Below are 13,680 nucleotides of genomic sequence, written 5' to 3' on the forward strand. Positions count from 1 at the left end.
TGCTTTCAATCTTTACATCTCCTTATTTGGAATAATTAATACCTTTTTGTGAAGTTCTTTCTGTTTTAATATCATCTCAAAGGCTTCCTTTGTCTGGTTTAAAGGAAACCGATGGGTGATCATATCTTTTACATTTACTTTATTTTGTTTAATTAAGTTATAACTATTAGTCCATTCTTTTCCCGGAAAAGGAGCACTATATGAATTCCAGAATCCTTTTAACGTTAGCTCATGTCGAAAAATCTTTTCAAATGAATCTTCTGGGAGATGAATATCTTCATATGCTATACCGATATAAGCTATTTTCCCATGTTTTTTTACAACTCTTAAAGATTGTTCTTGAGCAATTGCCGATCCTGCACACTCTAAAACGATATCCACTCCACTATTATCAGAGTATTCTTTGACTAGTTTTTCAAGATCTTCTACTAAAGAATTTATAGTAAAATCTGCTCCATATTTCTTGGCTTCTTCTAGATTTCCCTCTTTAACATCTACTGCAATAATATTTTTGACCCCGATAATTTTAAGGGCTTGAATGGTTAATAGTCCTATATTTCCTGCTCCAAAAACAAGAACAGTATCTCCTAATTTTGGATCTATTCCCTGCACTCCATGAAGGGCAACTGCTAATGGTTCTATCATTGTCGCTTCTTCATAACTTAAATCATCAATTTTTAGAAGATTTTTTTCTGGAACAACAACTTTTTCTGCAAAGGCTCCATAAAAGTGTGATCCTATCATTTTATAATTTTCACATAATGAATATTCGCCTGACAGGCAATATTCACATTCATAACATGGTAGTAACGGTATCCCTACAACTCGTTCACCAATACTGAACTTAGTTACTTTTGAACCTATTTCAATCACTTCTCCAGAAAATTCATGCCCCATAACTGCTGGAAATCCATATTTCCATTTCGTACGCATTTTATGAGTATCTGAGCCGCAAATGCCTGCAGCCATAACTTTTACTCGTACCTCTTTATCTTCTAAAGGCTGCTCATGAATATCTTCGATTTCTATAGAATGTTCTTCATGTAATACTGCTGCAAACATGTATACGTCTCCTTATATTTTCCTTAGAGGCTAGCCGCCAAAGACCATCTGATAAAGTTCAGCAAATTTTAAGATTAACCAGTTAAGAGGATTTCCTCCAGTAGTTAATGAAACGATTTGAGTTGCATCACCAGGTGCTTGGAATCCAGTTCCTGCCATCATCTCTGTATGAACTGCTGCAAAATCTGTTGCTAACCAGAGAGTTATGACCATCATCAAGGCCCCTGTAATAACTGATTGAACAATATTGCCTTTACTTGCTGCCAGCACAAATACGACGAAGAACGTAATTCCTACTAAATCTCCGAATGGCAAGACACTATTTCCAGGAAGAATGATTGCAATTAAAAGTGTTACAGGTACTAGTAAAAGTGAAGTTGATAGTACACCTGGATGTCCTACTGCTAAAGCTGCATCAACCCCAATAAACAAATCTCTGCCTGGAAATCTTTTTTTCATAAATGTTCTTGCTGCTTCTGATATTGGAATGAGACCTTCCATTAAAATTTTAACCATACGAGGCATTAAGAGCATTACCGCACCCATTGCAATCCCTACTTGGAAAGCTTCACCAATTCCATATCCACCCAGCAATCCTATTACTGTACCTAAAATCAGTCCTATCATCATGGGTTCTCCAAAGATCCCTAATCGATTCTGAATAGACTCTGAATCTGCTTTGATGTTTTTTACACCTGGTATTTTTCCTACTAACCATGCTAATGGAATTCCAATAAGTCCAAATCCTATAGGAGATCCAGTTGGGAAAGTTAAACCTTCTAGTCCAAAAAAGTTTTCAACATAAGGCTGCGTTTTATCTGCTACTACTAAGATAACCACTTCATAAATTACAGCACAAACTACAGCAAACCAGATATTCCCACCTGTTACAATATAACCAGTAGCTCCTGCAGCTATCATATGCCAGTAATTCCAAATATCAACATTTAAAGTGTTTGTTAATTTTAAGACAATCATTAATAAGTTAACAAAAAGCAATATTGGAATAAGTAATACTGAGATTGGCATTGCCCAGGCTGCTGCTGCTGATGCTGGCCAGCCAGCATCAATAACATCCAATCGTATTCCGAAGTTTTGAACCATTGCTTCTGCTGCAGCTCCTAGTTCATCCATTAAAAGGCCAATTATCAAATTGATTCCTACAAACCCTATCCCAACGATAATTCCTGAACGAAAGGCTTTCTTGAATCCGGTTCCAAATATCATTCCAATGAATACTAGGGTAATCGGTAAAATAACTGTTGGACCAAGATCGATAATGTAACTTATTGCGTCTGTAATATAATCCATTTCTGCAACTCCTCTATTTTTATATTATTTAATTTTTTAATTTACTTTTGAAACTATATCAACGAAGTTCGGAAAGAATTTTTTCATCTAGTTGTTCTGCATTAATTCCTGAAATATATCCAGTAGCAATGATTGTTGGAATATTATAGGTAGTCGGTAACATAGTTGTAGAGACAATTAGATCCGCGCCTTCTTGCTTTCCTTTTGCTTCTGAAATTTTAATTTGTTCAACTTCTGCATTGATTCCATTTTCTTTGATCAAACGTTCTACCCGTTCTACAACTACTGTAGATGTTGCAATACCAGTACCACATGCCACTAAAACCTTTTTCTTTGTATTCATTATTTCTCCTCTTTTCATCTTTGTTTTTGTTTTGATAGATCTGAAAGATATTGAATCATCTGTTTTTTATCAGTTGTATTTCTAAGATTTTCTACTGCTTCTTTGTCTTGGAGTAAGACCATTAGTTCCTGAAGCATAGCTAATTGACTATGCGGTTGATTTAATCCCAAAACGAAAATAATTTTCACATTAACTTCTGCATTAGAGTCATCCATTCTTTTAAACATGACTTCTTCTTCTGGTGTAAACACTGCTACAAACTGTTTATTCACACATTCAGGATCTGTGTGTGGAATTGCAACGCCATATCCATCTAGCTGCAGTCCAGTTGGAAAAACTTTTTCTCTTTCTTTTATTTTTTCTAAAAACTCTCCACTGACAAATCCCTTATCTTGACATTTCGTGAAAACTTTTTCAAAAACATCTAGTTGTGACTTTACTGGTTCATTTAACCAAATAAAATCTTCTGATAAGAATTCTTCAATATTCATATTGCTTTCTCCTAACTTCTTAATGATTTATATAATGGATCTTTTTCTTTAATTGATTTTAAGATAACTTGATATATCTCATCTTCATTTCCACTTTTAGATAATTCTTTTAATAACGCATCGTTTCCTGCAAGTTTCATAAGTTCCATTAATGCTGTGAAATGGGATTTTCTATCAGTCGCTGCTATAACTACAATGAAATGAAGATCGGATCCATCAAAGTTAGGAATCCCTTCTTTTATAAATAACATACTCATTCCAAGCTCTTTAACACCTTTTTCACTTTCAGCATGCGGTATAGCAATATTTCTTTGTAAAACAATATGTTCACTTACTACAGGGTATTGATTATTAAGCGCTTTCAGATATTGTGAAGATATTTTCCCTGTTTCTAGTAAAGGCTGTGCTGCTACTTTCATCGCTTCTTGCCAATCAGAAACTTTATCAACTATTCGAATCATTGATGTCGTTATCAGTTCGGGTAAGTGAATAACTTCTTTTTTATCAGATTCGCTACTCATAAATTTATTGTCTTCCTGGATGACACCTTTTAAATTTCTTATTAACTGCTGTTCATCAATCACTTCAGTATATTCGCTGATTATTTCCATTAGCTGAGAAATATTTATATGATTATCCTCACGACGAAAAACGGATTTCATAACGATTTTGCGTAATTCATTTCGTTCAGAGTCTTCCATCATCTGGTTTACAACAAATATTTTTTTGTCAGATGGCGCAGTTATTGGTCTAGCTGAAAATACAATATCATAAGGCAAATCTGTTTTCTTAAATTCTCTAACCGACATGGTTGGATAAAAGTATATTTCCGGAAACAAGGACTGCAAGTTGTGCTTCATTAATTTTGAAATAGAGAGTCCATTAGGACAGACTACAATAGCTTTTTTCTTTGCACCGAAATTATTCTGTTCGTTATGCTCTAAAATATGTCCTACTACAAATAGTGTAATAAACATTATTTCACTCTCAGGTAATTCACTTTTAAGAAATACTTTCAACGGATCTAAAGATTCTTTAACAAAATAATGCAGCATTTTGAATTCTTCACTTACTTTTTCTAAAGGTCGATAATCTGTTGTCAGTTTATACTTAATTCGATAATATGCTGGTTTGAAATGAAGAAATAATTTATCAACCAAGGTTTCCTTGTCAACTAGATTAATTACAGCTTTTCTTTCAAATTCTTCTAGTGTTTTTTGTAATGAATATTTCAACTTTGGTAATTCTTCAACCTTTAAATGAGTTTTTTTGATGGTATTTGACGTTAATAGCTGTAAAGCCAGATAAAGTCTTTCTTCTTCAGGAATCGTTCCTTTTCCTTCTATCAGTACTTTTACGGCTTCAAATTCTCTTGTATCTGATAATTCATGATTACCAATAAAAAACTCCGTGTTAATATATTTTCCTTGCATCATTCTTTTAAAGAGTCCGTAGAATGAATAGGGTAAAGTATCCATTTCTGTATCCGCAAAAGATATATTCAATTCCTGTTCAATAATATTTAGTCTAGAACGAATCTCACCTACTTCTTCTTGACTGATGCCCATTAGGTTTTTAAGGTAATATTCTCCTCCATGCATATGAATAATTCTGTATATTGCATCTAACATAAGGGAGCGTTTGTCCCATTCATCCCCAACCGTATAATAGCCGTCTGAACGTGTATACTGTATGTCCAGGTTAAATGAATCTAGTGTTTTATTTACTTCTTTTAAATCTTGGAGGACTGTATTTTTGCTGACATTCATTTCCACTATGAAATGATTCAATGACAGTGCTTCATCTCTTGTTAATATATATAAGATGAGTAAATACTTTCTTTCCTTGGGAGAGGGGATGTATATTTCATGGTCTTCTTTTTCAATTTCAAGAAGTTCTCCAATATTATCATCTATTCGGTAATATCCATTTATTTTTTCTAATGGTTTGAAACCTTGATTTTCAAGCCATTCATTTACTTTATTTAGACTATAATTGACTTGTCTTCTTGTAAGCTTATGATCTAATTGAAGTTTTTTGTTAGTCATGTTGGGCTTTTTTACTATTTCAATCAGTAGTTTCTTGCTTCTTTCATCAAGATACATGTGCTTCACCTCCATTTCTAGTATATTGAAAGAAATATAGTAATTTATAAATTTTATCGACATGTTTGGCAAAAACTATTAGACATTTCTTCTATGACCAAACTCTCACTTCAAATGGATCGCTTGGTTCCTGCCTCCTGACTATATTGTAATTGTGAAAACGAATAAAATAAATACGCTTTCATCCCATTATATGCGCATAGGAATGTACACTTTTGGACTTTACCATATTATTAACTTTGTGAATTTTTTATCAAATATGGGTATTATATTGTAAATGCCAATAACCACCTTTGAATAAATCAAAGGTGGTTACGTTGAAAATGTTATTAGGTGATGACTCTTATAGCTCTTATTATTTTGATAAATGATTGATCCTTATTGTTTGCAGAATGTAGAGATATAAAGTATGTTAATCCGGTTAATATAAGGTGAATTAATGAACATAAATATAGTATACTCAGATTATAATCTATATAGGATCTTTCATTAAAAAGCAGTATAGTGATTTAATTAAAAAATCACTATACTGCTTAATCTTTTACTTATTTAATTCTGAATATTTTAATTGACGATTGATGTGTACAGCCAGATAGGTCAATTCATCTTTGGGAACAGGTTTATGATGAACCTCTTGCATGTACTCCTTAATCTTAAATACAATATTCATTGCTTCAGGATAAAGAGTTGAAATTTGTTCGAATAATTCCTCATCTTTTTCTTCCATTAGCTTATCAGATAGATATCTTTCCACAAAATGATATTCTTATTTACTTAGAGCATCGACCGCTAATATTGCATTTGCTACTTGTTCAGAGGTAATTTCCCGATCTAGATTTTCCATCGTTTCACCTTCAGCAGTTGCTAATTTACCCACTTCAAGTAAATCCTCATAAGAAACATTCTCAAGATGCATGGATCTAAGTGTTGTCGGCATATTGATAGAATTATAGAAATCAATGTATTTTGTTATTTCCTTTTCTGATTTACCTTCCAGTACTAACTGTACAAGTGTTCCATAAGCAACTTTTTCCCCATGAGTTAATTTATGGATTTCGCCTTGAAGCGCAGTAAATCCATTGTGAATTGCATGTGCACCAGCTAATCCCCCATTTTCAAATCCCAATCCTGAAAGCAAAGTATTTGCCTCAACAATCGCTTCGACTTCAGGTGTTACAATTCCTTCTTTAGCCGATTTATATGCTCCGATTCCATGTTTGAATAGAGTTTTTTCAGCCATTTCGGCAATTGCTTGTGCTGCTAATGTTGGTTTTCCCCCAGCCATCGCATTTCCATTACTTCTAATCGCAGCTTTTACTTCAACCAGTGTTGCCATGGCATCGCAAATTCCAGATGCAAACAAACGAATAGGGGCATTAATGACAACTTGAGAATCTATGAGTACTAGTTCTGGGTTTTTATCATAAAACTTGTATCCTTCAAATACACCATTATCTGAATAGATGACTGATAAAGCACTCGTTGGTGCATCAGTCGAAGCTGTCGTAGGGACTATTACAACCGGTATATTCAATTCATCTGCAATTGCTTTTGCCGTATCCAGTGTTTTTCCTCCCCCTACACCAATTACCAAATCAGCATGTTTTTCTTTTCCTGCATTCGCTAAACGATCAATTTCTTTTCTCGAATCTTCTCCATTAAACTGTTCATAATGATAATCCGTTTTTGAATTTAAAAAACTGCTGTCAATTGCTTCTTGAGTAATTCTCCAAACAACTTCATCTGCTATTAACAAGGGGCTTTGACCAATCATTTCTGTCTCTTTTGCTAGATCATTGATTACACCAGCTCCTTGAATATACCGACTAGGCGAACGAAAGATAAATTTTCTCATGATACTTCCCCTTTCAAATTATGTTTTTATTACCTAAATAATAACAAAAGTATTTTAATAATTTCAACGAATAACCTGTGAAGTTGTGAGCTTTTTTTAGTAATTTTATATTTTGGTTTTTTTGAATTTATTGCGAAATAATAAAAATCAGTAAAATCCTTTTACGTTTAACATCTTCATTATTGTAATTTTTTATCAATGTTCTTAAGGTTTTAATATATGCCTGAATAATTCATAACTCTGTATTTTAAGTAAATCTCTTAAAAAAATCATTCTCGCTTTATTTATTTTGATAACTTTTGCCCAAAACAATCTTTTTAAAGACTCTTTTCATTTTTGTAAGTGCCCAAAAATTACTTTTGTATAATTTTGGGCACACTTATCCCTTGGAACTTTTCTCTTAAATAAATAGTATCCGCTTAGTTTATACCCATGAATGGGACCGCCTCAGGCGGTCGAAGACAGCATAGAATTCTTTATGATAAACGTGATAACTAGACAGTTTAAGATAGACTTGCCTACCTGTTTGGACAAGTTTCCCGGCTACTTTAAGTAATTTCAGTCGTATGGATTGAACAGTCAGACCTTTATCTCGTTCATCAAACCCAATCGTCTTTAAAAAGTTGATGAGGTTATAAGCGAGTAAACTCATTAACATCCTTACATGATTTTCTAAGAAGCGTGGACTATCGGTTTTATCAAAATAAAATCCTGCTTTCGCTTCTTTGATAAAGTTTTCCATCGTTCCACGTTTGGCATAAAGAGAGAATATGACTTCAGGGGATACATTTTTTGATAGGTTTGTCACAATAAATGTATGCTGAAAAAGGAGTTCTCCTCCTTCTCGAACAGAACGAATGCAGAGACGACGAGGTTTTGACCATGACTTAGCTTGATAAGGTACTGAAAAGTACTGCACTTCTCTCTCTTCCCATTTCTGATTTTCACCATATAGAACTGATTTTTCAGCTAGTTGACTCACTTTTTTATTGTTCTTTAAACGAATAACATAGTGGCTATTGTTGGCTTCACAAGCTTCATACACCTCTGGTGTTGCAAATCCACTATCTCCACGAACGAGTATGTCGGTATTCGGTAAGGAGTGATTATAATGCTGCAGTAAAGGTTCTATGAAAGCTTTTACACCTTTAGATGTGTATTGATTTCCTGAACGTAGTTCAGCTTTTAAGAAATCTCCAGTCAGTCCATCAAAGGCAACTAGAGGATGATATCCATAAGTTTGATAGTGGGCATTATAATCGGTTTGTTCTTGATTTCCAAAGGTATCTGAGTGTGTTGAATCAATATCAATGATCAACTCGGTATCATTACGAATCAGACGCGCTTTATCAATTAATGATTGATTTAATGACTGTAACTGATCTAAGTTCTCTTCTGAAAAACGGTCTAGAAATCGCGAAAGCGACGATTGCGAGGCTAACTGATTTCTACCTAGAATAACTTGAAATACTGGATCATGTCTTAATATATTAGCCGAAGAGTCTGTCGAATAACCAGCCGTTAGCTGCATAATAAGCTGCTCAAAAATTGCTAGATTATCATGTATGAAGTAAGCACGATTTTCTTTTAAGTGAAGTAGTCGTTTAGCTAAATCAGAGAAACCAAAGGTATTCATTAGTTCTTTAACTAAGACCAAACCGGAATCACTAGATAAGCGTCCACCTGTATGCGAAATGGTAATGTTAGAATTGAATTTAATCTGTTTTTTGTGTAAGCTAGTCATTAGAAGAACTCCTTTTCTTATGGTTGGTTTCGACACCTTTACTATATCAGAATGGAGTTCTTTTTTCATCACTTAACAGGTGAAACAATAAAAGTATCATAGTGCCTGCCATTAGGCAGTGTTTCCACGATTCAAGCAAAAGTATGAATTATCTAGGATATGATATATGTATTTATTTGTCTTACCAGTACCAAACAGTTATGATACAAGTATATAAAAGTAAAGGAGTATTTCTAATGAATTTTTATAAAAGAAGCGCTACAAGACTCGTTAGCTTTTCGCAGGCCGTATTTCGTTATCCGTTATCTACATTATGCTTTTTTATACTAGTATTATTGACAATATTAAGCATTCATTCAGACAATACTATTTATTATAGCGAAACATTAACAATGCTGATAGGTGGAATTGCCGCTTTTACTGGACAATCGATTTATGAACGCTTTTTCAGAAACAGCCGGTTGATTAGATTGGGAATTTATATTGTTGTAATTATCTTTACTTCTTTATACTATTGGCTGTTTTTAAAAAATTATACTGATATTAACACTGTTATTTATATTCGTTCAAGTGCCTTAATTAGTGCATTGACGGTAGCATACATTTGGGTCCCTTCAATCAAAAGCAAATTATCTTTCAGTACATCGTTCACTACTGCTTTTAAAGCTTTTTTTACTAGTATGCTTTTTTCAATTGTTCTAGAAGTTGGTATGATAGCTATTCTCGGTGCATTTAGCTTTCTGATATATAATGTGGATTACAAAGTTTTCATCGATCTTAGTGTTGTTATTTTCGGATTTTTTGCACCTTTATATTATTTATCTTACATTCCGCTTTATCCCATTAATGAAAATGTCTTGACTGAAAAAGATAAACAGGCTATTACAACACCAAAGACCCTAGAAGCGCTAGTTTCTTATATTATTATACCTTTACTAGCTGCGTATACACTCATTTTGACGTTATATATTATTACGAATTTAAGCGGACAATTCTGGAATGACAATCTACTAGAACCCTTACTGGTAAGCTATATCATAATTGGATTTATCATTTTTTATCTATCCGAAAGAATCGATAATAAAAGTACTTTTATTTTCAGAAAATATTTTCCTGAAATTTTACTTGTCATATCTTTATTCCAAACCATAGCTTCTCTATTGAAAATTAATCAGTTTGGACTTACTCATGGTCGCTACTATGTTATTATGTTTGGTGTGTTTGCAATCATTTCGAGTATAATTTACAGTTTTCTCCAAAATAAAGAAGTTTATGTTCCGGCATTGTTCATTTCCCTGTCCATTATCTCAATCATACCTCCCATCGACGCCATAACAGTAGGATTAAACGCTCAGATAAATTTTGTAGAAGATGTTTTGAGAAAAAATAATATGTTAGTAGATAATACCATTATAAAAAATGAAGATATTTCCCTGACTGATAGAGAAAAAATTGCAAATAGTATAGAGTATTTGTATAACACTGATGGAGTTAATCGAATTGATTGGCTCCCGAATAATTTCGATATTTATTATGAAGATTTTGAAAATACATTTGGTTTCAATAATTACGATTATAAATTTCTCAGTGAATCTGACAATCCGGATTTCGAAAGCTATACGGCTAACTATGCTGAGGTACGCTTGAATGAGAATGAAACTTTTTCAGTTGATACTGAAAAAACTGCTCAATTTGTTTACGTTTCTATCAATAATATGGGATACGAATCAATACCTGAGCAAAATTTACCCTTTGACTTCAACGATAACGCTTTTGTTCTTCAGGTCTTATCTGATGATCAAACATTCACAGTAAATGTATTAAATGATCAGAATGAAGAAATGATCAACTTCGATCTACAATTTTTATTAAATGATACCTTTGAATACGTTCCAAAAGTGCAACAAATGTCTGATGAAGATCTGACTTTTACAAAAGAAAACGATCGTGGAACAGTTAAGATTATTTTAGAAAGTTTGGTAACCTACGCAGATGGGACTTATTCAGGCAAAATGTATGTATTTGTTTCTTTAAATAATTAACAACAAAAGCATGGAGAATGATAAGAGATATAATCTCTTATCACTTTGATGCTTTTATTTTTTTAACACTTTAATTTTAAAAATATAGACAAACATTATACTTACTACAATAAGTAATATAGCAATAATAAGATAAAGATAGTTTGAATCTTTTTGGTTTATATCATTGGTATTTTCTATAATTACAGCTGCTTCTTCATTGACTTTGTCAACTTCTTTATCCGTAACTGAAAATTCCTCACTCCAATCAAAATTTCCTTCGCTTTTTAATTTATTGTTTTATCAAGAGATACAGGCATATTATTTGAGGTATATAAATTTGTAGTCTAATATATTGTCATATTCAAAAGTTAAACCAAAGGAGCGATTTTTTAATGAGTAATGAACAAAATGTCAATCCGTTAGATGAATATTTCAATGGTAAATTCCCTAAACAACCACAGTCTCCTCCTGGTCTACAAAAAGAAATGGATCCAGTACCAGATTGCGGAGAAGCAACCTACAAAGGAAATGATCAGTTAAAAGGAAAAAGAATTTTAGTAACTGGTGGGGATTCAGGAATTGGCCGTGCTGCAGCAATTGCGTATGCTCGCGAAGGTGCAGATGTTGCTATTGTATACTTGCCAGAGGAACAGCCTGATGCAGATGAAGTAAAAAAACTTATTGAAGCTGAAAATCAAAAAGCTGTTTTACTACCTGGTGATTTAAGAAGCGAAGACTTTTCTAAAGAAATAGTTGAAAAAACTGTTTCTGAATTAGGCGGTCTTGATGTTTTAGCTTTAGTAGCTGGTAAACAGCAATCAACAAGCAACATTGAAGATATTACGACTGAACAGTTAACGAGTACATTTGAAACAAATATTTATTCAATGTTCTGGACTATTCAAGCTGCGTTACCGCATTTATCAGAAGGTGCTTCAATTATTACAACTTCTTCTATTCAAGGTTACAGTCCTTCTGAAAACTTATTAGACTATGCATCAACTAAATTTGCTATTAGAGGGTTTACAATTGCTTTAGCTAAGCAACTAGCACCCAAAGGGATTCGCGTGAACAGTATTGCACCAGGTCCAATCTGGACAGCTCTACAAGTCACTGGTGGACAACCTCAAGATTCTATACCTGAGTTTGGTAAAGAAACACCCCTTAAACGTGCTGGCCAACCAGCGGAACTAGCACATCAATACGTCTATTTAGCTTCTGAAAAGTCAAATTATGTAACAGGAGAAATTTCTGGTATTACCGGTGGGTTACCTTTAGGATAGAAATCTAATCTGATTAATAAGAAAATAAAATCTTATAAAAATAAAACTCCCTCAAATTTCTAATGTGAGAAACATTAGATTTTTAGGGAGTTTTTTTATTCATTAATTCGATTATGTTTTTTATAAGAAGTTACTATATAGCTTATGATTATCGGAGTAACCAGCTGATTTATAGGAATAAAAAAGAAAATAATTGGATTGTGCAAGTTGCCCGAAGAGGGGTAATAAATAAAGATGAACAGGATTACTAGATTAAAAGCCATACTTATTGTGTAAAATATTTTTATTGTTTTTCTCAGTCTTCCTTCATAACTTTGCAATTATTTCAAGGCAGCTGTTCTATAGCAGAAAAGTTTAACCGGTAGACTATCCACATTCCCTCTTATAATTTGAAGTATGGTCATTATATACATAAATACAAAAATGATTAAAAAAATATATAGAAGAATCATTCTTATCCCCCTTGTTGAAAATCATTAAGTTGTATGAAAAGACTTACAACTATATTTATTGTAGAATAAATATAGAAGTCAATCAAACTAATTGGAGGATTGTATAAAAATGATTAAAGGAAATTTTGTTTTTCATAATAATGTAGAAATACCAAAAATTGGATTTGGAACCTGGCAAATTCCTAACGACGAAGCTTACGACTCAGTAACAATGGCATTAAAAAACGGCTATACTCATATCGATACTGCTTTAGCTTACAAAAATGAAGAAAATGTTGGTAAAGCCATTAAGGAATTCGATATTGCTAGAGAAGATGTTTTCATCACAAGTAAATTACCTGCTCAAACTAAAGGATTCGATGAAACACTAGCAGCTTTCAACGAAACAATTACTAATTTAGGTGTGGATTATCTGGACCTATACTTGATTCACGCACCTTGGCCTTGGGATGAAAAAGGAAAAGACTGTACTGAAGGTAACATTCAATCGTGGAAAGCCATGGAACAGTTATATAATGAAGGAAAAATTCGTGCCATCGGCGTCTCTAACTTTGAAGTTAAAGATCTCCAAGCGATTATAGATAACTGTGATATTATTCCTATGGTCAACCAGATTCCGTTTTATGTAGGTCGAGATCAGGAGGAATTACTTGAATTCTGTAAAAAACATAATATTGTAGTAGAAGCTTATTCTCCTCTTGCAACCGGAGAACTCTTAGATCATTCAGACATCAAGAAAATGGCTGAAAAATATGATGTTACACCTGCTCAATTATTGATTCGTTACTGTTTAGAAAGGGAAACATTACCTTTACCAAAATCAACTCATGAGGAACGAATCATACAAAATAAACAGGTTGATTTTAAAATATCTGATGAAGACCTTAAAGAATTGAAAGGATTCGAAGATATTAGAAAATAACACGCTGATCAAACAGATTTAAGCTGTCTATTCATAATAGGCAGCTTTTTTTGTTCCAGCACTATCCATTTTCAACATTATCGGTTAC

General features: G+C 33.1%; 11 protein-coding genes. 3 read left to right on the top strand and 8 right to left on the bottom strand.

The features are described from left to right. Positions 1 to 12: 12 nt before the first annotated feature. The 8 genes from BKP56_RS10755 to BKP56_RS10790 all read right to left on the bottom strand — a co-directional run bounded on the left by BKP56_RS10755 (position 13) and on the right by BKP56_RS10790 (position 8,911). Positions 13 to 1,062: a galactitol-1-phosphate 5-dehydrogenase gene (locus tag BKP56_RS10755; protein ID WP_072695074.1), complete on the bottom strand. Its 1,050-nt coding sequence runs from the start codon at positions 1,060 to 1,062 to the stop codon at positions 13 to 15. Between the two features lie 30 nt (positions 1,063 to 1,092). Then, on the bottom strand, positions 1,093 to 2,373 hold the full coding sequence (locus BKP56_RS10760; RefSeq protein ID WP_072695075.1) for a PTS galactitol transporter subunit IIC: 1,281 nt from the start codon (positions 2,371 to 2,373) through the stop codon (positions 1,093 to 1,095). Between the two features lie 58 nt (positions 2,374 to 2,431). Next, positions 2,432 to 2,716 carry a PTS sugar transporter subunit IIB gene (locus tag BKP56_RS10765; RefSeq protein WP_072695076.1) on the bottom strand — a complete coding sequence of 95 codons (285 nt, stop codon included), beginning with the start codon at positions 2,714 to 2,716 and terminating at the stop codon, positions 2,432 to 2,434. 14 nt (positions 2,717 to 2,730) lie between these two features. Then, entirely contained in the window at positions 2,731 to 3,207 is a 477-nt protein-coding gene (locus BKP56_RS10770) for a PTS sugar transporter subunit IIA (RefSeq protein WP_072695077.1), read from the bottom strand. 11 nt (positions 3,208 to 3,218) lie between these two features. Further along, positions 3,219 to 5,312, bottom strand: coding sequence for a BglG family transcription antiterminator (locus BKP56_RS10775; protein ID WP_072695078.1), 2,094 nt, complete (start codon positions 5,310 to 5,312; stop codon positions 3,219 to 3,221). Between the two features lie 541 nt (positions 5,313 to 5,853). Then, positions 5,854 to 6,066, bottom strand: coding sequence for a PRD domain-containing protein (locus BKP56_RS10780; RefSeq protein WP_072695079.1), 213 nt, complete (start codon positions 6,064 to 6,066; stop codon positions 5,854 to 5,856). Positions 6,067 to 6,078: 12 nt separating this feature from the next. Beyond that, positions 6,079 to 7,167 (bottom strand): glycerol dehydrogenase, encoded by a 1,089-nt coding sequence (locus tag BKP56_RS10785; protein WP_072695080.1) that lies wholly within the window; start codon positions 7,165 to 7,167, stop codon positions 6,079 to 6,081. A 424-nt stretch (positions 7,168 to 7,591) separates the two neighbouring features. Beyond that, positions 7,592 to 8,911, bottom strand: a complete 1,320-nt coding sequence (locus BKP56_RS10790) for an IS1380 family transposase (RefSeq protein ID WP_072693356.1) — start codon at positions 8,909 to 8,911, stop codon at positions 7,592 to 7,594. A 236-nt stretch (positions 8,912 to 9,147) separates the two neighbouring features. Here BKP56_RS10790 and BKP56_RS10795 point away from each other — a divergent pair, with 236 nt between their 5' ends. From BKP56_RS10795 to BKP56_RS10805, 3 genes are all read left to right on the top strand, one after another. Continuing rightward, positions 9,148 to 10,953 carry a DUF4153 domain-containing protein gene (locus tag BKP56_RS10795; RefSeq protein WP_072695081.1) on the top strand — a complete coding sequence of 602 codons (1,806 nt, stop codon included), beginning with the start codon at positions 9,148 to 9,150 and terminating at the stop codon, positions 10,951 to 10,953. A 374-nt stretch (positions 10,954 to 11,327) separates the two neighbouring features. Further along, positions 11,328 to 12,218 (top strand): SDR family oxidoreductase, encoded by an 891-nt coding sequence (locus BKP56_RS10800; RefSeq protein WP_072695082.1) that lies wholly within the window; start codon positions 11,328 to 11,330, stop codon positions 12,216 to 12,218. 561 nt (positions 12,219 to 12,779) lie between these two features. Continuing rightward, positions 12,780 to 13,592, top strand: coding sequence for an aldo/keto reductase (locus BKP56_RS10805; protein WP_072695083.1), 813 nt, complete (start codon positions 12,780 to 12,782; stop codon positions 13,590 to 13,592). The last annotated feature ends 88 nt before the right edge of the window (positions 13,593 to 13,680 follow it).

It is taken from the genome of Marinilactibacillus sp. 15R, assembly GCF_001895285.1.
Taxonomy (GTDB): domain Bacteria; phylum Bacillota; class Bacilli; order Lactobacillales; family Carnobacteriaceae_A; genus Marinilactibacillus; species Marinilactibacillus piezotolerans.